The sequence below is a fragment of the Trichodesmium erythraeum IMS101 genome, from assembly GCF_000014265.1.
Taxonomy (GTDB): Bacteria; Cyanobacteriota; Cyanobacteriia; order Cyanobacteriales; family Microcoleaceae; genus Trichodesmium; species Trichodesmium erythraeum.
Genome location: NC_008312.1, coordinates 3,061,990 through 3,086,400, shown reverse-complemented (window position 1 = coordinate 3,086,400; position 24,411 = coordinate 3,061,990). Strand labels below are relative to the sequence as shown.

The window sequence follows — 24,411 nt, the reverse complement described above, 5'->3', positions numbered from 1 at the left end:
CTATCTTCACATCAGAAAATCAATAAACATAATGATAACCTACCTTCAAATCTTATTAGAAATAGCATTCACCCTATTTTCCTGGGTAGTAATCTTCCTTGCCATAGGAATAGTCCGTTACAATAAAAAATATTTTGGGGCTGGCTTTACTAATAATAGTTTGATGCTTTAGTGGTAGGATTAATATTTGAAAATTTATTAGCTTTATACTGGCAAACGCAATCAAGAATTAGATAAGGATTAAAGCAAATGCCTACTTATAATATACACGAATTCAGCACTGGTATAAATGTAGAAACATTGCCCGATAGCAGTTGGAGATCGCGGGGGTATAAGGTAGGAGAATATATGAACTCAACCTTGCCGCAAATTCCCTATGTTGTCCAACTAGCGATCGCTAACAAAATGTTTGAGGTATCCAAGGATAGTCATAGTCAAAAACCTACTTTTGTAGGACGAGAGGTTAGGGGCAAAAATGCAGATCCCGCTTGGTCGGTGGTAGCGGTAGTGACTCCAGGAAGGGATGACTACGGGCTTTTTAACTCTTTTTATCGATATATTTTATGCCAGGGAGTAGATCGACTCTGGGTAATATTAGATGCGATAGATAATTATTCGCAAAAATACGGACGACTACCAATTTTCAATCCATCGGAAATTAAGGAAATTGGCAAGCCGAACTATCACAATATTTCTAATAAACCCCTAGTAACCTTACCTTCAGAGCTAAATTCTTTGACAAGCAACTATCAACGAGCTTTGATTCTTCAACCAGGACAAGTTTCCGATCTACAGACAATTAATGCAGTAGCTGAGAAGATAGCTAATGGTCAACTTGTATCTTGGGCATATGATGTGGAGGCTGTGGAACGTGCAAGAAGATTTCTAGTTATTCAAGCGGCTGATGAAAAAGCGTATCAAGATCTAATAAGAATAGGGAATGCTTCAATTGATAATCTATCAAGTGTTGATGAACCCTCTATTGAATTAGCAATAAAAGGTTTGATAGGTGGTTCGCAAATTAAGCAGGAATGGATTCAAGCTCTTTTACAGAACGAGCAAGTAACTTCAGACCATTGCCAAACAATCTTTGATGATCAAGGTGCCCATACTAGGATTAAGCAGAGAAATTATAGCCCTCAAATGGTGCGACTTTTAACTTTAAGGGCGATAATTATTCCAGATACTTTGCCTGAGTATCTAGAATGGTTTGGTATTGATGGCAAAAATAAGGGAAAAGGGGATAATAAGCAAAAAGTTTCTCTTGAGTTTCAAGGACAACTTAAAAAACATATTTTACAACTAGAGCCATTAATTGATGGAAGCATGAAGAGTGTCCTGGAGCAAATATTGAAGAAGAAGATATCAATTCCAGCATTCAGTTGGTTATTAACTGCACAAAAAAGTCTTTGGTCGTCATATCGCGCCTCACTTTTGCAAAATGTCAGAGATGATTTAGAAGCTATTGATAACTATTTGAACTCTTCTGATGATAGCCCGTCGGAACCTTCGTTTGCTTGTGGAGATTCGATTTGGAAAAACTTGCAAAGTGGGCTTCCGGGACCCAACTATCGTTATAGCTATTATCAACCTTTTGCGGATTTGTTTGAGAGGTTGGGTGACTATCAGTTAGCTTCCTATTTTTACCAAGTCAGTAAAGGGGTGGTACCGAAAAATTTATTTCTGAAAGCTTTTAAAAACAAAGATAAATCAGATCTTTGGGGTTTGACACTAAACAGAGAAGTTACTTGGGATGAGCATCTGATTAACTTGTTGAGAAGATATTCTTTATCTTTGGCGGCAATATTCATTCTTGTGCTAACTAACTTGTTTTCTTATATGCTAGGTTTACAAAGTAAAGGTAAAATAGGGTTAAAAAACTCAAATGGGGAAACATTAGAACAGGCAAGAGAAGCAGGAGAACAAGAAGGCTATGACAAGGGCTATCAAGTTGGTTATCAAGAAGGATTAAATGCTGCGAGACAAGTTGAAATAATTCCTCCTATGACTAAGGCATCTAGTGAATTTTCAACAACTGCTACAGTGATGGAGGCTCTTGTCAAGAGACTTACAAATCAACTAACGGAAAAGTTTAATCAAGCGGATCCACAAATAATGCGCAATCAAGTAATAAAGGAAATTAAAGCCATTATTGGCAACCCGAACCTTGATTATAGCTCCGCAATTCAAGGCAATGAAAATCACAAAAAGCAATTGATAGAGGCTATCTATTGGTATCAAGCCAACACAGGAGAAAAAGGGTATGGATACATAGATGATAATTTTGAAACAGATGAAAGAATTGAAAAAGAAGTAAACAATACTTTACTGTTCAACTTTGCTAATAGAACGAAGCCAGCTTTAGAAAAACTGATAGAAGAGTTGTTGCAAGATAACAGTTTAAGACAAAAAAATATTGACCGCATCCAGATTATTAATGCTATCAAAAATACTTTTGTGGGAATAACAGATTATACAGCTACCATAGAAGAAGGAAAGCCAAAAGAGGTAGAAAAGTTTGTTAATTCTATTCAACAATACCAAAATGGAGGTGATGGCATAATTAATTATGGTAAACAAACATATCAAAGGTTAAAAGAAGAAATAAAAACACAATATGAAGAAAGATTCAATTTTGCTAACAAAACTAAGCCAGCTTTAGAAAAACTGATAGAAGAGTTGTTAGAAGATGAAAACTTAAGACAAGAAAAGTTTGATCGCAGCCAGATTATCAATGCTATCAAAAATACTTTTGTAGGAATAACAGATTATGCAGGTGCTATAGAAAAAGGAAACCCACAAGAGGTGGAAAAGTTTGTTAATTCTATTCGAGAATACCAAAATGGAGGCGATGGCATAATTCATTATAGTGAAGAAACATATCAGAGGTTAAAACAAGATATCCAAAGACAATTGCTAGAATAGCGATCGCTAATTCCAAACAATAGTTCCCAATAAACTCACCCTTAAAAAATAAACATGAGAACCTACCTTTACATATCATCAGGAATCGCATCCGCCCTCACCGGGTGGATCCTTGGTCATGTTATCATTAGCGACCTTCAATGGTTAAAAAACATCCCCGAACTAGGCCTATTTCCCTGCGTGGCAATTTTCCTGGCAATAGGCATAGTCGCCATAGATCTTTTTCTCAGCAACCCCACCAGATTCCAACGTAACTTAAAAACAGGTTTTATCCCCTTAACAATTGCTGCCGGACTTGGTTTATTGATCGGCACTACCTCTGGAGGTATAGTACAACTTTGGCTCCACCCTCAACTGCGGGATCATGTTTTTCAAGTACCAGACTTTTTTGTTAGAATAATAGGGTGGGTTTTAATTGGAGTAGCAGTAGGTCTAGGAGAAGGATTAACTTGGCGATGGCGTAGCATAGAAGCAGGAGATTCTCGCCGTTATCAACAGCGTTTCTGGACTAGTTTTATTGCTAGTAGTTTGACCGCCTTAGCTGCAGCATTAATATTTGAAAAGTTGCGACAAAACTTTGGAGGTGAAATTCCAGAAGCATTAAAAGCTTGGGAAGAACCTATAGGATTTTCTTTTTTGGGAGGTTTGTTAGGTTTAGTCTTAAGTTTTTCCACCTCTCCCAGTCACACGATCGCTCTCAGAGCAGGTGCCGGTTTTGAGTATCTTTATGGTTCGTCGCTGCTAACTCAAACTACTAATTATCCCCACATCGAAAAGACAAAAAAACCCCCATTAAAATTTGTTAGCGATGATTATGCCGATCGAATTGAAGAGGGATTATCTATTCAATTACCCGCCAGAGGAAAAATAAAAATTGGTTCTGGACAAGACGTACATATTTATCTTCCAGAATTGCCAGAAAATGTGGCCGAACTAAAGTTAAAACCCGGTCAAACTTTATTATTTCCCCAACCTAAATTTTATGGAATAATAGAGTATAGAGGTCTACGTTTAACAACCCCAGGGCCGATTAAATTAAAACATAATGATATGATTACATTTCATGTTCCACAGGGAAATTATAATGATCAAAAACTTTTTAGATTTATTTACTACAATCGCTTTTTGGACCCCCAAGGTTAGTCTATCTTTGCTATTATTGTTTTCTGGGAGTCATCCTAGTTTTGCTCAAGTCGAAAGAGTAGAAATTATTCAAGCAAAACCAGATAAAGATGACGGGAGTGTAGCCTTACGCTTTCAAGCATTTGATCGCAATAATAAAGCCGTAATGCGATTACCAGAAAAAAGTATTACTTTGAGAGTTTGTTCCCAAGACCAAGAGTGCCAAGAACTAGGATTAGGTAATAAAAAATGGACAACCCCTGCCCCAGAAAAACTACCTCCAGCTTGGGTAATTGTCTTATTAGATTTTAGCGGTAGCATGAAGCGATGCGAGGAAAGGGGTAGTTGGGATGAAAGATCTTCTCAATGCTCAGGTAAAAGTAAATTAAAGGGAGCCATTGAAGCGATTCAAAAATTTAGTAAGGATGTGGCTGGACGGAGCCAAAAAACTAAAATAGCGATCGTACCTTTTAGTGAAAGTGGGGGAAGTTGTGTGGGAAAAAAAGTCAGCAGGAAAACACTCAATGAGTTTAAACCAGCAGGAAGTGACGAAATTGAAAATATTCTGAAGGAACTACAAGAAACAGCTCCAAAAGATATTTGTGGAGCGACAAATATTTACGATCCTTTGATGGCAGCAGTAAGATTTTTAGGGGACGAAAATGAGCCTCGTTTTAACCCTCCAAAAGCAGATTCGCTGGAAACAACAGATTCAAAAGAACCGGAACCAAGGTTATCAATTATTTTGCTTTCTGATGGCTATCACAGCATCTATGCAAATTCACAAAAAAGAAAAAGATATCAAACAGAAGCAGAGGCAGAGAGAGAACATTTTGAAACCCAACTTATCCCAGCATTAGAAGAAAATTCTCATATTACTGTAAATACTATAGGTTACGGTAAAACCGCCCAAGAATTAAAGCAAGAGTACAATTTAAAGGATGAGCCCAATATCGAAAATCTATATTTGTTGAAAGATGATTTACCGGTTGCAGATATAACTAACTACAAAAGATTAAAACAAATTAGCGAAGAATTTGTCGATCAACAGTCCTTGGTCAGAATTGCTGAAATTACTAGAGGAGTCCACGAATTTTCTGCTAGCGCTAATGATGTGGCTAATGCTTTAACTGACTTCCTCAACGCCATGCTTAACGAGTATGAAATTACCTATGTTCAACCAACAAGTTCAGATCGCGGTTCCGCACATAACGTTCAAGTCATCGTTAAGTCTCCCGATGAGGGCCGTGATATCAAATCTCAACCAGAATCTTACACATTTCCCTGGGTTGGACCAAAGCTACCTGCAAAAGTGCGGGGGGTTGTATTCTTATTTGTATTAGTAATGGTCATAGTAGGTATTTTTATTCCTTTCTGGTTATTTACAAAATCTCTGAAACGAGGGTAAAATCAAGCAAACAAAGGGAAGCAGTTACGGTATAAGGGATTATTAAAAGTTTTTTATTGTATTGAGAGTAAGTAGAAACCTGGCATGGAAAGTATTTAAAGGTAAGAAGGTTCTATGCTAGGTCTGTAAAAATAATATGAAATCTATTAATGTTTGCTACCAATATTGATCTGGTCTCGGGAGATATTCGGATATTAGTACAATTTTTGGTATTTCAGATCAGAATAATTAACACGCTCTTGGCTTGTATAGTAATGCATGCAAGTCAAAATTAATCTATTCAACAGTCAAAAGCCATTCCTGAGTGAGCCCTAAAAATTCATAAAATCAACTCATTAAAAATATTAGCTTATATGAAGTGTCGAACGCAGCTAAAAGCTTGAGTATAAGAGTATTACTTTGGTGTTAATTAGATCAGCACATCTGGTAGCATTGGTATAATTAAATAGTTAATTAGGAGTACTGTAGTTTATTTACGTGAGCAAATTTATAAGGATAAATTAAAAGATTTAGACTTTTTTTTCAGAGATATTTAATTGGTACAGTTTTGCAAAAACTTTCATAGGATTTTTTGCATAAATAATACTCAAATCCTTTGATATTAAAAATTATCTAATATTGTTTTATTTACATAAAGATGTAATATAATATAATAACTCAATAATACTTGCTGATTAAAATAATTAATTATTTTGGCTTAAGATGTAGCCTTAAATTTTATACATAGTTATTGATAATTATTTTGGGGCTTTCCAACTGTAGCATTACCTTGAAGAAATAGTATTACAGCCTATAAGCCTGGTTGAAAACTAAAGGTTTAATAGATCATGGGGATTTTTAACAATGAATCAATACTACAAAGACAAAAGCTTTTATACACTAAGACTCCATAGGGTAACAGCTCTGAGCTTAATATTAGGAACATTAGCCACTGCTCCCGCCAACTCCCAGCCCATAACCCCGGCTAAAGATGGGACCAATACTACCGTCACTCCACAGGGCCAACAATTTAATATTAAAGGTGGGACTCGTAGTGGTGCTAATCTATTTCACAGCTTTGATAAGTTTAATGTGCACTCTGGTCAAACTGCCAACTTTGTCACGACCCCGGATACTCGCAACGTTCTCGGACGAGTTAAGGGAGGTGCTTCTTATATTAATGGTCTTATTCAGGTTCTAGGGAGCAGCTCTAACCTCTTCTTAATGAACCCCGCAGGCATAATGTTTGGTCGAGACGCTCGCCTGAACGTACCTGCGTCATTCAGTGTTACTACTGCTACTGGTATTGGTTTTGACCAGAATAATTTCTGGTTCAAGGCTATGGGCACTAATGACTATTCAAATTTGCTCGGAAGCCCTAGTGGTTATAGGTTTGATGTTTCTAAACCTGGTTCTATTGTTAATGAAGGAAATTTAACTTTAAATTCTGGAGAAAATTTAACTTTATTAGGGGGAGCTGTTGTTAATACAGGAAAACTCTCTAGCCCCGGGGGTAATATTACTGTCACTGCTGTCGAAGGTGGTAGTACCCTGAAAATATCTCAACCAGGACATGTATTAAGTTTGGAGGTAGAGGTCTCACATACAATGTCCCTACAAGATGGAGAAAATATTTCTAATATTGATCCTCTATCTTTACCAGAATTATTAGCTGGTGGAGGAGATATCGTTGAGGCTACATCTGTCATTGTTAAAGAGAATGGTGATGTGGTTTTGACGGGTTCAAATACTATGGTGGCTGAGACTCCGGGAACGGCAACTATTTCAGGAAAGATAGATGTATCAACTACTGCTAGTTCTCTCCAAGATGAGGGGGATGTTCCTACGGCGGGTCAAGTTAATGTTTGGGGCGATCGCGTGGCTCTTATAGATACAAACATCAAGGCTGATGGCAAAAATGGGGGTGGAACTGTATTAATAGGAGGAGATTTTCAAGGGTTGGGTATAGTTCCTAATTCTCAGCATACTTTTGTTAATAATAATTCATTTATTTCTGCGGATGCTATCACAAATGGTGATGGAGGTCAAGTTAGAATTTGGTCGGATGGCATTACTAATTTTGCGGGAAATATTAGTGCTAAAGGCGGCACATCTTCGGGAAATGGAGGGTTGGTTAAAGTTGGGGGAAAAGAACAATTAATCTTTGATGGAAAGGTGGATGTTACTGCGGCTTTAGGGACTGAAGGTACGATTTTATTGGACCCAGAAAGTGTGACGGTGGGAGAGGATAATTCGGAAGGTGAAAAGGAAATTGTTGAGGAGAATTCCGAGGTTTCTGAGACAGAAAATACTGATAATTATGATGGGGAAATTGTTGAGGAGAATTCCGAGGTTTCTGAGACAGAAAATACTGATAATTTAGAAGACAAAGAAACAGAAAATCCTCTTGATCCTTTTCCTGCTGATGAGAATTCTGATGTGACTATTTCGGCGGATAATTTAGGGGAATTATCGGGGAATGTGATTATTGATGCTGATAATGATATTACCATAAATGAAAGGATAGAAACTGATTCTTCTGTGGAGTTAAAGGCTGGTCGAAGTATTAATATAAATGCGGATATTGATACTAAGAGTGGAAATGGGAATATTGATTTATTCGGTAATAATGATGAGATGAATTTGGCGAACCGTTCTGATGGGAAAGGTTCAATAAATCAATTGGATGGAACATTTTTAAATGCTGGAAGTGGTGGAATTAATATTAAGTTGGGAAGTTTAGGGGAGGTAGGTGATATAAATCTGGGAAATTTAAGGACGACAGGGAAAGTTTTGGTTGATGCGAATGGGGGAAATATTGTTAGAGTTTCTGAGAATTCTTTGATAAATGCGGGGAGTGTTTTGTTTAGAACTTCTGGGAATGGAGGTATAGGTTTTGTTGGTGAACCTTTGCGGTTGGATGTGCAGAATTTGGAGGCGGTTTCTGGTAGTGGTGGGGTGTTTTTTGAGTCGTTGAAAAATGTGAATATTGGTGGTGTGAGTGAGGATGTGGTTGGTATTGCTACTTTTGGGGGAGATGTTGATGTTAAGAGCGCGGGAAATGTGACTTTAAATGAAACTATTTCTACTAATGGAACAGAAGAAAGTAGAGAAATTACGGATCCAGGTGGTGGGATAAATATTGAAGCGGCGGGAGATATTGTGGCTACGGGTAGTGGTATTAAAGGTGGTAAGGAAGGTGTTTCTATGTCTGGGACTAATATTAGGATAAATGATGAATTTGATGAGACTTCTGGGGATGCGGATGTTAAGTTGTCGGCCACAAATGATATTGTTGTTGAGGATATAGAGGATGATGTGTTGGAGTTTATGCCTGGGAGTGGGGAGATAGAATTTCGTGCGGATAAGGATGGGGATGGGTTTGGTCTTGTGAAGATGTTGGATAATAAGCCGGATGTTGGGAGTTACCCTGATGTTTTTGATAATGGGGCGGATACTATTAAGACTAATGGGCGAGGTTTGACTATTGCTGGTGCTGGTCTGGTTTTGGGGAATATTGATACTTCTTGGTTCCCTGTTTATTCTGGTGGGGAGTTGTTGAAGGCGATCGATGTGGATGAGGGGGGGGCGATACCTCCGGAAGGTACAGAAGGTACTGCCACATTCACTTTTACTGTAGATGGTGACTTGGGAACTGTAGAAAATATAGATGTTCGCTTTTCTGCGGCACATACTTACACTGGGGACTTAGACGTTAGTCTGAAATCACCCCAAGGGAAGGCAGTAAAATTGTTTGCAAGTGTTGGTCGTAGTGGAGATAACTTTCAGGATACTGTGTTGGATGATGATGGTTCTAGAATTATTGGCCTTGGCAGTGCTCCGTTTGATGGTACGTATCGTCCCCAAGAAAGTTTAGCAGATTTTAATGGAGAAAATCCTCAAGGAACTTGGACTTTGAAGGTAACTGATACCTATCCCTCGGCAGACAATGGCATTTTATACAGAGCTGGTGAGCAGGCTCCCTGGGGAACTGCTATAGGTACACAACTGTTGCTGCGTAACCCTCTTGTTCAGAGTGGTGGAGGAAATGGTGGAGCGATCAACCTAGAAGCAACTCATAGTGATATTAGTGTAGGAAATATTCGTAGTTTTAGCAAAACTGCTGATGGAGGAAGAATTGACCTGAAAGCTAATAATAATATTATTACTGGTCTGATTAATTCTAGTTCTGTACAAAGAAATGGAGGAGCTATTAAGTTGGTAGCTAGTGGCAATATCATTACACAAGACCTCTATTCTTATTCTGATTCCTATGCAGGCAATTTAGCGGATGGAGGAGCTATTGAGTTGGTAGCTGGTGGCAATATCACTACACAAGACCTCTATTCCTATTCCTATTCCATAGAAGGCAACTCAAGGAATGGAGGACATATTTTTGTTGAGGCTAATGGCGATATTACTATACAAGGTATCAATTCTTCTTCTCATTCCATAGAAGGCAACTCAGGGAATGGAGGAGCCGTTTCTATTGATGGTGATAGCAATGTTACTGCTACGCAAGACCTCTATTCCTATTCCCATTCCAGTAAAGGCAATTCAGGGAACGGAGGATTCGTTTCTATTGATGCCGGTAGCAATGTTACTGCTACGCAAGGTATCAATTCCTCTTCCCATTCCATAGAAGGCAACTCAGGAAACGGAGGATTCGTTTCTGTTCAGGCTAGAATAAATATCACTACGCAAAAAATCAATTCTTATTCCCTTTCCAAGAAGAAATCAGGGAATGGAGGAACCATTGATTTGGTAGCTGGTGGCAATATCACTACACAATACCTCAATGCCTCTTCTCGTTCTGAAAAAGGCGACTCAGGGAATGGAGGAGCTATTGATTTGGATGCTGGTGACAGTATCACTACACAAGACCTCAATGCCTCTTCTGGTTCCGAATATGGCGACTCAGGAGATGGAGGAGACATTTCTGCTAAAGCTGATAGCGATATCAATACACAAGATATTAATTCCTATTCTGATTCCGAATATGGCGACTCAGCGGATGGAGGAGCTATTAACTTGGTAGCTGGCAACGATATCAAGACACAAGACATCAACGCCTATTCTCGTTCTGAAAAAGGCGACTCAGGGAATGGAGGAGTCGTTTATGTTCAGGCTGATGGCAATGTAACTATACAAGGCCTCATTTCCTACTCCGATTCCAGTAAAGGCAGCTCAGGGGATGGAGGAACCATTGATTTGGTAGCTGGTGGCGATATCACCACACAAGACATCAATTCCTTTTCCTTTTCCTATAGAGGCGACTCAGGAAATGGAGGAGCCATTGATTTGGTAGCTGGTGGCGATATCACCACACAAGACATCAATTCCTTTTCCTTTTCCAATGGAGGCAACTCAGGAAATGGAGGAGCCGTTAATTTGCATGCAAAACAAATTAACCCTCCAGAAGGCGGAAATACAGAAAAGTTAAAAATTAATACATTTTCAGTAGGAAAAAAAGAGTCTGGGGAAGGAAAAGGTGGAGACGTTAGCATTACTACCAACAATGTCAGCAACACAGAAATACTTACAGTATCTTCCGGCTCTGGATCAGGAAAAATAACAATAGAAAGTCAGGCACAAGAACCACTTCAAATCAATGATTCATCCATTATTACAAGTGCACAAGTAACATTAGGAATAAGGGGCAGTGAAACAAGAATAGATGTAAGAGAAAAAGGCAAATCAGGTAATGTCTCTATCAATAGTTCCGGCGACCTCAACCTCAAAAACGTTACGATAGAAAGCGACACCAAAAGTGACCAAGCAGCAGGAGACGTCAACATCTACAGCGGCGACAACATTACACTTAACAATACTGATATCATCAGCACTACCAACTCCCAAGGCAACGCTGGTCAAATCACCTTAGAAACTAACCAAAACATAGAACTCACCAACAACAGCAAAATCCTAGCTAGCACAGAAGGCGACGGAAACGCAGGTCAAATAAACATAGAAGCTAACAACCTCATCCTAGACCAAAACACCAAACTAATAACAGAAACTGCAAGAGCCGGTAACCCTGGAGATATAAACATCCAAGCCAAGACCATAGAAATAGGAGAAGGCGCTAAAGCCAGCACTACAGTATTAACAGGTTCAACCAGCACCGGAGAAGGAGGCAACATCACCATCAACACAAACGAACTGAATATCACAGGAAAACTGGGAATATTTGCCGAAACCGAAGCGAGCAAAAACGCTGGTGTCCTTCGGATATCACCCTATGAAACTAACCCCAACCTAGACATCACTTTCAAAAACGAGGGCTTTATCTCTGCTTCCACCTCATCCATAGGCAACGGAGGCAACATATTCATACAAGCCCCAGAAAACATAAAGATAACAGGCCAAGGCTTCATTGCAACAGAAACATCAGGTGCAGGTGACGCCGGAATTATCGACATCAAAACCAACAACCTCAGAATATCCAATGGAGTCAAGATAAATGCTTCTACAGAAGACCAAGGCAACGCTGGCGAAATCAAAATCAACACCACAGAGTTCACCCTAGAAAAAGGAACAAGTCTGACAACAGAAACTAACAGCGCCGGACTAGCCGGAAACATAGAAATAAATACCGAGAAACTGACAATAGGACAAAACGCCCAAATAAGTGCTACAGCAAGAGAAGGATCTACCAACAACGAAGCAGGTGGCAACATCACCATCAACGCCAATAACCTAGAAATCTCAGGAAAACTAGGAATATTCGCGGAAACAGCAGGAGAAAGTCCCGCAGGCACCCTCACCCTGAACCCATATAAAAACAACCCCAACCTAAATATAGAATTCCAAGAAAAAGGCTTCATTTCTGCTCGCACCAAATCTCTAGGAAAGGGAGGTGATATCAATATATCTGCACCAGAAAATATAAATATTACAGGAGATGGTCGGATAACAGTTGAAGCTAAAGGTAGTGGAGATGCAGGCATTATTAACATTGAAACAGAAAACCTTAAAATAGCTGAAAATACAAAAATATCAGCATCCACATCTGACAGCGGAAACGGAGGCGAAATCAAAATTAACTCTAGTGAAACATTCCAACTACAAGGTAAAATCTTAACAGAAACCACAGGAACAGGAGATGGAGGCATTATCAATATTGAAGCAGGAGAAATAATTGCGCCTAACAGTAGGATATCAGCTAAAAGTACCGACGCCGGCAACGCAGGTACAATAGATATTACCGCCCAAGGAGATATTACTACAGGAGTTGTTACCTCCGCCGCCAAAAATGACATAGAAACCGCTGACGGAGGTAGCATTAGTATTACCAGCGAACAAGGAAAAATTAACGCTACCCGAGCAATTCAATCATTTTCAGAAGGAGGGAGCGCTGGAGACGTTACCCTCAAAGCCCAAACAGACATAACCGCCAAAACCATAAGTTCTCACGGAAAGCAAGAGGGTGGTCAAATAACCATCACATCAGAAACCGGAAACATTGACACCAGTAGTGGTAACTTCTTAGCCAACTATTCAGGAGGCGGTGACGCCGGAGACATTACAATGGAAGCACCCCAAGGAAATATTACCACAAATGATATCTATTCCTACGCCGACGGAGATGGAGGTCAAATAAGTATTAAAGCCGGAAACAATATTAATATAAAAGTAAACAGTAATATTATTTCCGCATCGGAACCACCAAATGAGGGGAACAGTGACAAACAAGGACAAGGAGGAGATATTACTCTAGAAGCAGGCAACAATATTAATACTACAACAGCTAATATATATTCTGGTGCGAACGAGGGCGACACAGGAACAATTGATATTACTGCGGATAATGCAATAGAAACAGGTAAGATAGACTTAGTATCAGGTTTTGTCAGACAACAAGAAAAAGTCAACGAAAACTTTACTATTATTCCCAAACCAGAAGGAGAAGCAACTCAAGGAAAAGCTGGAGATATTAGACTCCGCAGCAGAAACAGTACAATAGATACTACAGGCGGCACAATAAATTCTCGTTCCCCAGACGGCACTGGAGATATTATTATCAATGCCAAAGGAAATATTACCACAGGGAAATTAGAAGCAAGTGCCCTTAACCCAGACAAGCCTACCACAGGTGGAGACGTTAATATTACCAGTGAGCAAGGAGAAATTAATGCAACTCAAAACATAGAAACTTTCTCTGAACAAGGTACAGCAGGAGATATAAATATTACTGCAGTTGGTCAGATCCAGACAAATAATATTCTTTCTCAGGGAATGGAACGGGGGGGTAATATTCAAGTCAAGAGTAAACGAGGAGAAATTCAGTCCAGGGGGAATATAGACTCATATTCAGAGCAAGGAAGAGGAGGAAATGTCAAAGTAGACGCCCCAGAAAGAGTAAATTTAGCAAATGTATCATCCTACGGCATGACAGAAAGTGGTGACTTAATTATTCAGAGCCAACAAGCAGAAGTTAATACAGGTAATATCACAACACAAGCTCCGGAGGGAGATAGTGGTCGTATAGTTATCAACGGAACAGAAGTAGGTACGGGAAATTTAAGTTCTATCGCCAGAACAAGTGCCGGGGAAATTAATGTAGAAGCGACAGATGGTTCCATTGCCACCTATGATATAGAAATGATATCAGGTGGTACAGTAGGAGCTTTAACACTGAGAGCAACAGAAAATATTACTACAGAAGATGTTACTCAAAATGCTGGAGAGGGAAATGTAGATATTAATATTGAGTCAGGAAGAGATCAAAATATCGGCAATACTACTCAAATAGCAAAAACAGGGGATACTAATAATGTTCAAACTGCAGGCCGCGACCAAAATAGTGGGAATGTGAATCAAAATTCTGGAGGTAATGCTAACAATATTCAAACTGCAGGTCGCGACCAAAATATTGGGCAAGTCACTCAAACTGCTGGAGGTAATACTAAGAACATTCAAACTGCAGGTCGCGACCAAAATATTGGGCAAGTCACTCAAACTGCTGGAGGTAATACTAAGAACATTCAAACTGCAGGTCGCGACCAAAATATTGGGCAAGTCACTCAAACTGCTGGAGGTAATACTAAGAACATTCAAACTGCAGGTCGCGACCAAAATATTGGGCAAGTCACTCAAAATGCCGAGAATAATACCATTAATATTCAAACCGCAAGTGGCGAGCAAAATATTGGGCAAATTAATCAAACTTTTGGCAACGAATATATCAATATTCAAGGTCAAGAAATTAATCAAAATTTAGATCATAGTTCAGCAATTTCTAATAACAATGTACCTAATAATAAAGTACTTAATCAAGAAAAATTATCTAATAATAACAATAACAATATTGAGAATAATTCCACGACAAATTCCTCAAACAATAAAAACATTTTATCAAACTTTACCCAGTCTCAAAGGTCTGAATTAATTTCAACTTCTACCCCTAGCAACAATAACCAAACAACCAATACAAATACAGCTCAAGAACAAACAGAATCATCTATTAATAGTACAACGGATACCCAAAAAATATTAAACATAATTGATACCGTAAATACCAATTCCCTGACAGTTGCGACTGGTTCAGACCAAGTAATAACAATTTTAGAAAAAAGCCGAACTAAGGAATATTCTAATTACTTTGGAACAGATTTCAAGGAACAACTTCTCAGCACAAAAAATGTCCGAGAAATTTTAGCTGATATGGCTTCTAAAACTGGAAAAGAATCTGCTGTTGTTTATATTAATGCTTATCCAGAGGAATTACAAATAGTCTTATATACCAAAGATGGTCAGCCTATTCTTAAAACTATCCCCAAAGCTAACCGTAAAAAATTAGAGAAAGTAGTTATAAATTTCCTCAAATTTATGACCAACCCTGCCTATCGTAATACTAATAGTTATTTATCACCAGCAAAAAAATTATATGATTGGTTCATTACACCTATATCCGCAGAATTAGAAGCAGCAAATATTGATACTTTACTGTTTAGTATGAGTGAAAGTTTACGGGCTTTACCAGTAGCAGCATTACATGATGGAGAACAATTTTTAATTGAAAAATATAGCCTAAGTTTAATTCCTAGTATCAGTTTAATGGATACAAATTATCGCCCACTTCAAGGTACTCAAGTATTAGCTATGGGAGCTAGTGAATTTATTGCTAAAAATCCTTTGCCAGCAGTACCTGTGGAGTTAGAAATAATTTCCCAAAATTTATGGCTTGGGAGTCAATTTTTGAATGCAGAATTTACCCACAATAATTTGTTAAATGAGCGCCAAAATTATCCCTATTCTATTATTCACCTAGCTACCCATGCAGAATTTAAGGCAGGAAGACCAAGCAACTCTTACATTCAACTATGGGGTGACGAACAAATAAAGTTAGACCAAGTTCGGGAGTTGGGTTGGGGTAACCCATCAGTTGACTTGTTGGTATTGTCTGCTTGTCGCACTGCCGTGGGAAATAAAGAGGCAGAGTTAGGGTTTGCAGGGTTAGCAATAGCAGCAGGAGTCAAGTCAGCTTTAGCAAGTGTTTGGTATGTGAATGATGAGGGTACATTGGGGTTAATGACAGAGTTTTATACTCATTTGAATGATGTTAAGGTTAAGTCAGAGGCGTTAAGACAGGCGCAGTTAGCAATGTTGCAAGGGAAGGTGGCTATTACAGATGGAAAGTTGATGAGAAATGGAGTTGATGGTGACGTGGTGTTACCACCGGCCTTAGCAGATATTGAGAATCAAAATTTATCTCATCCTTATTATTGGGCAGGGTTTACTATGGTTGGTAGTCCTTGGTAATAAATGTAGCTAGAAATTTGCCCATTGGTTGTGGCAAATTTCTATGCTGAAAAAGTTTTAGAGAGTTGAATATTTGACAATAGTGCAAAGAACTTAAATAGCTATTTAACTACTTTAAAAGAACTGCAAAAATGGTTAAATAGTCTAATGAAATTTTTGCCTGGCAACTAAATAAAAAGGTGCTGGTCTTTTCTATTTACTAATAAAACTATAAGAAGCTTTTAATAATTCTTTTGAGGGTTTTACTCACAATATCATTTTTATCTCTAAGGTTTTTATTATATTGTTTCCAGTTAAAGAATTAGACTTTGGTAGCAGTAAGGAAGAAGGTAGGAGACAAAAGGCAGAAGTTTTTTTTCCATTGTTACCTTGTTTTATCTCCTTAGACTACAGTAAGTTGCATACAAAGTTACTACAAAGTTTTGGTTATGGCGATGTATTTCATTAATTTGAAAGGGACTGTAATAATGTTTTTGTGGCCTCTTTTGTTTGAAGTATAGAATTATCTAGTTCATCTATAGTCTGCCCTATTTTTACTGTCAATCTTTTTCAAAATTTTGGACGAGTGAAGGAAAAAGCACATGTTTTTTTGAGTTTAACTAAAAGGTGAAAATAATTTTCACCTTTGATCTATTCAAAAAAAGCCGAGTTATAATTACTTGTAATTAGACAAAGTCAAGAGAAAAGTCATTTTCAAGTTAAGGGCAAGCCTATGTTGTCAATAGACTATAGGTGACTCTTAATAAACTATGCTTGATTGAATTTTTTGCATGACTAATCTTAAATTATTTTGAGGAAAAATACAATCTTTTAGCTACCTTATTTGAGGACAGATAATACTTTCTTTAATATCATTGAGGATGGCTATATTTCCTTGAAAATTGAGTTTTTGTAGATCTTTAAAAAATAAACGGAGTATTTAAACTATGCCTACGTGTACAGGAGTAGATTGGTCTGGCACGCCAGGAGACAATGTGTGGCCTTTATCTGAGGATAATTCTTGTAATGACACACTGAATGGTAGAGGGGGTGACGACAAATTGTATGCTAGCCAAGGTAATGACATATTGTATGGTGGTGATGGTGATGACAAATTGTATGGTCAGCAAGGTAATGACAAATTGTACGGCGAGCAAGGTAATGACAGATTGTATGGCAATGGAGGTCGCGACAGATTGTATGGCAATGGAGGTTGTGACAGATTGCATGGTGGTCGTGGTAAAGACACCCTTAATGGAGGAGCCGGCAACGATACCCTTAATGGAGGAGCCGGCAAGGACAAAGTGTGGAAAGAAGAGAAGGATCGCGTAGTACCTGGTGATTCTGACGTAATTTTTCTTCTTACTTCTACTGGTAAAGGTCATAAAAAGAAAATCAGCAAAAATTCTAGTCCTGTTTTGAGAAACCCCGGCGGCAGTAAGAACACCATAGCAGATGCCTTCGACCTGGAACTCATCGAACTAGGACCGACTGTCATAGAAGATAAGATCGGTTTTAGAGTAAATAGTCAACTTGATAGGAACGACTACTACAAATTCACTCTTGACGAGGAAAGCGACTTTAACCTAACCCTAGAAAATTTAAGTGCTAATGCTGATGTCGAAATATTAGATAGTGATGGCTCAACATTATTATTCAGCTCTGCAAACTCTGGGAATACAGATGAACTTATCAATGCGGAATTAGATGCAGGAGAATATTTTATCCGCGTCTTACCAAGAGGCGGAGCAGAAACAGACTATAGATTGACTATTAATGCTGAACCCAAAAATTCTAGTGCTCTTCTGGACAGTGCGGATCTTTTTATTGGTGGTGAAGGGGCTGATAAATTTGTCCCCTTTTATGATCAGGATGGTACTTATGGACATGACACCATAGAAGATTTTAATAAGAGTGAAGGAGATAAGATACTTCTAAATGGTAAAAATTTTGAGGCTTTAAAAGATATAACTATTGGCGAAACTCTACCAGAATACGAGTTTATAGCAATTCCAAACTATGGCTGTAGGGGGAACACACCTCAGACCTCAGAAACAATTATCTATGATCCTGTCTCTGGCCTTGTATACGCTAATCAAACAGAAAAGCCCAATGATGAGGTCATACTTACTCAATTGACTAATAAAAGCTCATTAGAAAACACTGACTTTGAAATTGTTGATTCTGAAACAATAATCCCTCCCAATGACCCCCCAATGGACTGCACTAGTACAGGTCGACCTGATAGGAGTTTTGAACGGGGTTTTCAAGTTGAATTTAGTGGCACCTGGGGAGAGGCCGAGCCAGGGCCAAACCCGAATCCTAAAACTTATCCTACAGATCCTCCGAATACGTTTCGTTGGGGAGAGTCGGTAGAGGAAGACCTGAAACCAAACAGCTTACTCTTTAATGCGGAAGATATTAGCGGGGGCATTGAAACTGACAAGCAGTTTGAAGTCGGAAAGTTAACCTTCTTTAACGGTTCAATTTTTTCGGATACAGCGGTAGAGTCAGTACCCCTGGAAATTAAATTAGAATTAGATACTTTAGAAGGTGAACCACCAATAAACAAAACTTTTACCTTCAATCTGGACTTAGACACTACGGAGGATACCTCTGACGAGATAGATGACTGGTCTGATTTCGTCTATTTTCCCAAAGTCTTACCCACGGAAACCTTCAAATTTAATGGACAAACATACACCTTAGAGCTAACAGGCTTTAGCCAAGATGGGGGTGACACCCTAGAAAACCGCTTTCGGGTGATGGAACAAGAAGTAGACATAGCTAGCTTGTTCGCTAAAATTAGACTAGCACCCAAAGATATTGAGCGTCTTGAAGACCCCACAGCGAAGCCGGACGGTGCCATTAATCTTGGCGATCTTAACAGCCGGAAGAACTACCGCAATACTGACGAAATCGGTTTTAATGAAGGTGGTGTCCGTGACTTGCAAGATTTCTATAAGTTTACTCTCAGCAAGGATAGTGAGGTTGACATCACTCTAGACCAACTCAAGCGCAATGCTAACGTTGAAATTCTAGATGAGGATGGTAGCACAGTACTTTTCCAGTCAACTGAAGAGAACCGGAAGCGGGAAAACATTACCGAAAATTTAGAATCAGGTGATTATTTCATCCGTGTTTATCCTGAAGGAGATGATCGCACAAAATACCGCTTAGGGGTAAGTGCTGATGCCCTGACAGATGAAAAGGACACAACTGATACCGCTAAAGAACTAGGTAATATCGGACTCGAAGAAGTAACCGAAATTGACAGAATAGGCTTCGGTCGGGGTAAAAACCGGGACCAAGAAGATTACTATAAGTTTGGTATCAATGAAAAGAGTGACTTTTTCCTTACCCTAGACCAGCTAAAGGGAAATGCTAATGTTGAGGTTTTAGATGGGGATGGCAGCACTATTCTCTACCAGTCTAACAATAGCGGTCGTAAAAGAGAAAAGATTAACGAGGAATTAGAACCCGGTGATTATTTTGTGCGCGTAACTCCCCAAGGTGCTGCCAGGACAGACTATCGCCTGGGTCTGAGCGCTGATGTGCTTTCCAATGAACAAGATGACCAGGAACCAGGTATTAGCTTGGGGGCAGTTACGGAGCTTACTCCCGTCAGCAAAACCGGTAAACTTGGTGCTAACAAAGACAGGGTAGACTGGTACAACTTTTCTGTGCCCATAGAGAGCGATGTCAACCTGACTCTAGATAGACTAAGGCAAGACCTTAATGTCGAAATTTACGATGATGGTGGCGAGCTAGTTGATGAGGGTAAAAAGACAGGTCGCAAAGCTGAAAAGATCGAACTTGAAGGGCTGGAACCAGGAACCTATAACATAAAAGTTTTCCCAAATGGTGGCGCCAAGAGTAACTATCGCTTGGGTATAACTGCGACTGCTCCTTATGTTGATGACTATGCTAGTGTTAAAGAAGCTTTAGACTTCGGGAATATCCCTATTGGGGAGACAAGGGTCTTCAACGACGAAATGGGCCGTACTGAAGGTCGTTCCGGTCGTGACACAGAAGATTGGGTCAGCTTTACAATTGATGAAGAGAGCTTGGTTGACATCGACCTGACTCGTCTGCGTCAAAACATAGATATGATCTTGTACGATGACGACGGCACAACCACTCTCAATAATTCTCGGAACAAGGGTCGTAAATCAGAAAACATTGCTGAGATATTGGAAGAGGGGACTTATCATGTCCAGATATTGCCAAAGGGAAACAGTCGCAGCAACTATCGTTTTTCGGTGAATGCTGAACCCATCCCAGAACCGAGACAAGAGTTTACAGTTGGTGACCTTTTGTCTTTGGAGGATGGTTACAGTATCAGGGGCGAGAAAATCGGCTTTACCTCTAGTGGCGTTCGTAACCTTATTGATCGGCACTTATTCAGCATAAGCGACGAGAGGAATGTAGAAATTGACCTCACAGGGCTGAAAAGAAATGCCAACATTGCCTTGTACGATGATGATGGCACTTTATTGCTTGAGTCTCGGAAAGGCGGTAGAAAGAACGAAAATATTAGCGACACTCTGGATCCAGGCGATTATTATGTGGATGTAGAGCCCCAGAACTTGGCTAAAACTAAGTATAATTTGGACATTTTTGCAAGTGGTTCGAGCGTCGATCCAGATGGTGGTCCTGTGCCAGAGACTTCTTTGTACAATGACATCGGTAACCTCACTGAAGATTACAGTAAGATAGATAATGTCGGTTTCGGCAGTGGTAGCAGTCGGGACGAAGTAGACTACTACAAGTTTGAACTAAGCGAAGACAAGAATCTGACTATCTCCCTAAATAAACTGAGCGCTGATATCGATCTGGAATTGCTTGATAGTTCTGGTACTTTGATCAAAGATTCCCGCAATAAGAAGAAGAAAAACGAAAAAATTGAAGAAGAGCTTGAACCAGGTACTTACTATGTAGGGGTTGAACCCAAAGGTAACGCTCGTGGTAACTATACCCTAAATATTAAGGTTCCTGAGCCAGGCAGTAGCGTGGATGAGGACGGAGGCAAACCCCCAGAAAACGTCACCGACATCGGTGTGTTAACCTCATACGAAGAGGAGGACTCCATCGGTCGTCGAGAAAAGAGTTATCGTGATGTCAACGACTACCGCAAGTTTACTTTGAGCGCTGAGAGTAGTGTCGATATCAACCTTACTGACCTGAAGGGTAACGCCAACCTACAGCTAATTGATAGCGACGGTAGTACTGTGCTAAATACTTCTGCTAATGGTGGTAGGAAGGACGAAAACATCAACCTTACTTTGGAAGCGGACGACTATTATGTGCGAGTGTTTCCCAGGGGTGCGGCTAAAACTAACTACAGTCTGAATATGAGTGCGAGTGAAATTGGTGAAAGCATAGACAATGAGCCACCAGGGATAGCTCTCGGTACGGTTACAGTTGGTGCTGATCCTCTTACCCAAGGCGGTGACCTCGGCTTCACGGAGGGGGGCGTAGTTGACACCAAGGACTATTACAGCTTTGATATTACCCAGGCTGGTTTCGTAGAGATCAAACTTGACGACCTGAACGATAACGCTGACCTGAAACTATACGATGAGACTGGCGAAGTAGAAATTGGCAGTTATACTAACTCCGGCAATACTCCTGAAGAGATTTTCACCTTCATTAGTGCCGATACTACCTATGTGGTGGGTGTATTCGGTCTAGGTAATCAAACTTTTTACGACCTGAGCATTTCTCTCTGATAAAGGAAACATCGGGTTTTGTCAGAAACCATAAAACATCACTCTGAAAATTAGAAAAGCCTAACAATAAGTTATGACCAAAAGATCGTTTTACCAGTCCTCAATAACCTTTGCTAGTCAGGGGTGATAGAAAGCAATGAAAACTCAGCGTTCCTTTGATAATTTGCTCATACAATTAATTGAGTCAGAGGAGAAACTATGTTTTTTGGAATACCGTACGAAAAATATACTTAAACTTGATATGATAGCAAAAATATTAGCACAAATTATCAAAAAATATCAAAAACTTGAAGTCAAACACCCAGAGCCAACTATTCCCAAACTGCTCTTTTAAATAAACTAGAACTTAAGGTCAAAAAAACTCTTTTCTGGGCCCTTATTTATATAGTAGTTTTCAGCAAACTTAGAACACACTTATTACAAACAAAAATGCTTGTAGGAACGTTCCATGGAACGTCCCTACTTTAGTCTCACTAAGTGAAAACCTCTATAAGCCCTAATGACTTTCAATTTTCAGAATAGCTAATAGCTAATAATCAATTCTATCAAGAATATAATTAGCTATTAACCATCAGCTACTTATTAAACACCCATTAAACTCAGCTCTTCCGCCAGAGCATCTATAGTAAAAAGAATTTGCTCCTCTGTATGATTACAAGTAATAAAAAAGCGTAATCTGGCCGCATTTTGTGGTACAGACGGGTAAAACATAAACGGAACATTAATCCCTCGCTTAAACAAACTTTGGGACAACATTACAGACTTAATAGATTCACCTACAATAATAGGTATAACCGGAGAATCTTTACTCATACCAGTATTAAGCCCCCGCTCACGAGCAGACTGCAAAAATAGTCGAGACATTTCCTGTAGTTTTGCCACCCTTTCGGGTTCCTTCTTCAACAACCGAATAGCAGCTAAGACCGACGCCGTATCTGGTGGAGAAATGCCCACACTATAAACAAACCCTGGAGAAGTATACTTAAGATATTCCACTAACGCTTTAGTACCAGCAATATAACCACCGCAACTAGCAAAAGACTTACTCAGAGTACCCATCCATAGGTCAACATCATTAGGGTTAATCCCAAAATACTCACTAATTCCACGACCATGTTTACCAATAGTACCAATAGAATGAGCCTCATCCACCATCAGAAAAGCTTTGTAATGTTTTTTAATCTCAATAAACTTTGGTAACTCTGGAATATCACCATCTGTACTATATACACCTTCTATAGCAATAAGTACCCGCTTATAACGATGACGGCGATCGCGCAGTAACTTCTCCAAAGCTTCCCAGTCATTATGAGGAAAAGCAATAATAGTTGCCCCCGATAATAAACAACCTTGGAAAATGCTATTGTGACTTAAAGAGTCATGGAGAATTAAATCATTTTGCCCAAATAAATGACTAATAGTAGTTACATTAGTAGCATGACCTCCAACATAAAGAATACTATCTTCTACACCAATAAAATCAGCAATTTCTCTTTCTAACTCCTGATGTAAAGGCTTTTCTCCTGATAATAACCTACTAGCAGAAACAGAAGTACCATAACGATTAATAGCTTCCTTTGCAGCGTTAGAGACAAAAGGGTCACCACACATACCCAAATAATTATAGGTAGCATAATTCACCAGTTTTCTACCACCAATAACCGTAGTATTATTATTAACCCGTTCTTGAGGTATAAAGAAAGGACTACTAATGCCAGTAGAATTAATATCTGCCAATTGCTTTTGCAGTTGTAGATATTCTGGATAGAGGTCAAACCTATAATATTCTAAAGGAATTTCTTCAGTTTCCGTAGTTGGATTAGAAGTTGAGACCTCAACCTCATCTTCTAATTTTTTGTGAACATTTGGCCCAGTATCCTCCGAAGTATCTTCTACTAAATATTCAGCCAAAGACTCAATAGTAGGATAATCCAACAAAAGAGTAGGAGGAAGTCGCCGACCCAGAAGATTTTCTAATTCTCCAGAAAGATTGACCACTTCAATTGAGTTAAGACCATAATCAGTAAAATCCCGCTGAATATCTATTTGATCGGTCTCAATTTCAAGCCGTTCGGCCAATTGGGATATCAACCAGGACTTAATATTTTTTCTGACTGGAGATAATTGTGGGACTTGCAAAGCAGGGTCTCGATCAGTCATCTCTAAGGACAGATGTTGTTTGTCTTGCTCATTCACAAGCTGGTTCAACAATTTCATTGTTCACTCCTGCACCACATTAAAATTACTTATCACTCAGTTTTTTTCCAGTAGCTTATAGGCAATGGCACACAATTAGGGTTAAAAAGTCACTTGAGAAAATCAGAAATCAAACTTCTGAGGTAAGTCAGTAGCTTTTTAGTTGTAACAATTACCTGAAATAGCTAACTATCTCAACTGATTGACCACCCCAAAAAAACACGAGGGAAGGTATGATGGTTATTGTGCCACTATCTTATACGAAGTAGGCAGAAGCAGCTAGATTCAAATATTTATAGTACTACT

General features: G+C 39.2%; 8 protein-coding genes. 7 read left to right on the top strand and 1 reads right to left on the bottom strand.

What is annotated here, in order from left to right:
* Window positions 1-249 precede the first annotated feature (249 nt).
* The 7 genes from TERY_RS09345 (at window position 250) to TERY_RS09320 (ending at window position 22,243) form a co-directional block, all read left to right on the top strand.
* The gene (locus tag TERY_RS09345) at window positions 250-2,925 is read left to right on the top strand and encodes a hypothetical protein (protein WP_011611602.1); all 2,676 of its coding nucleotides are present in this window, start codon (window positions 250-252) and stop codon (window positions 2,923-2,925) included.
* Between the two features lie 54 nt (window positions 2,926-2,979).
* Complete coding sequence (locus tag TERY_RS09340) at window positions 2,980-4,068, top strand: hypothetical protein (RefSeq protein ID WP_011611601.1); 1,089 nt, start codon at window positions 2,980-2,982, stop codon at window positions 4,066-4,068.
* Window positions 4,010-5,455, top strand: coding sequence for a vWA domain-containing protein (locus TERY_RS09335; RefSeq protein WP_052845774.1), 1,446 nt, complete (start codon window positions 4,010-4,012; stop codon window positions 5,453-5,455). Before TERY_RS09340 ends, TERY_RS09335 begins: the two co-directional genes overlap by 59 nt.
* An 843-nt stretch (window positions 5,456-6,298) precedes the next feature.
* Window positions 6,299-16,198 carry a CHAT domain-containing protein gene (locus tag TERY_RS09330; RefSeq protein ID WP_011611599.1) on the top strand — a complete coding sequence of 3,300 codons (9,900 nt, stop codon included), beginning with the start codon at window positions 6,299-6,301 and terminating at the stop codon, window positions 16,196-16,198.
* 283 nt (window positions 16,199-16,481) lie between these two features.
* On the top strand, window positions 16,482-16,646 hold the full coding sequence (locus TERY_RS34915; protein ID WP_196797261.1) for a hypothetical protein: 165 nt from the start codon (window positions 16,482-16,484) through the stop codon (window positions 16,644-16,646).
* A gap of 478 nt (window positions 16,647-17,124) precedes the next feature.
* On the top strand, window positions 17,125-21,909 hold the full coding sequence (locus TERY_RS09325; protein ID WP_011611598.1) for a pre-peptidase C-terminal domain-containing protein: 4,785 nt from the start codon (window positions 17,125-17,127) through the stop codon (window positions 21,907-21,909).
* A 136-nt stretch (window positions 21,910-22,045) separates the two neighbouring features.
* Window positions 22,046-22,243 carry a hypothetical protein gene (locus TERY_RS09320; protein ID WP_044136642.1) on the top strand — a complete coding sequence of 66 codons (198 nt, stop codon included), beginning with the start codon at window positions 22,046-22,048 and terminating at the stop codon, window positions 22,241-22,243.
* A gap of 248 nt (window positions 22,244-22,491) precedes the next feature.
* On the opposite strand, the gene TERY_RS09315 is transcribed toward TERY_RS09320, so the two are convergent.
* Entirely contained in the window at window positions 22,492-24,126 is a 1,635-nt protein-coding gene (locus TERY_RS09315) for an aminotransferase class I/II-fold pyridoxal phosphate-dependent enzyme (RefSeq protein ID WP_011611597.1), read from the bottom strand.
* Window positions 24,127-24,411: the final 285 nt, after the last annotated feature.

Coding starts and splice junctions, on each gene's coding strand:
- TERY_RS09345 (WP_011611602.1), top strand. CDS start 250: ATGCCTACTTATAATATACACGAATTCAGCACTGGTATAAATGTAGAA.
- TERY_RS09340 (WP_011611601.1), top strand. CDS start 2,980: ATGAGAACCTACCTTTACATATCATCAGGAATCGCATCCGCCCTCACC.
- TERY_RS09335 (WP_052845774.1), top strand. CDS start 4,010: ATGATCAAAAACTTTTTAGATTTATTTACTACAATCGCTTTTTGGACC.
- TERY_RS09330 (WP_011611599.1), top strand. CDS start 6,299: ATGAATCAATACTACAAAGACAAAAGCTTTTATACACTAAGACTCCAT.
- TERY_RS09325 (WP_011611598.1), top strand. CDS start 17,125: ATGCCTACGTGTACAGGAGTAGATTGGTCTGGCACGCCAGGAGACAAT.
- TERY_RS09320 (WP_044136642.1), top strand. CDS start 22,046: ATGAAAACTCAGCGTTCCTTTGATAATTTGCTCATACAATTAATTGAG.
- TERY_RS09315 (WP_011611597.1), bottom strand. CDS start 24,126: ATGAAATTGTTGAACCAGCTTGTGAATGAGCAAGACAAACAACATCTG.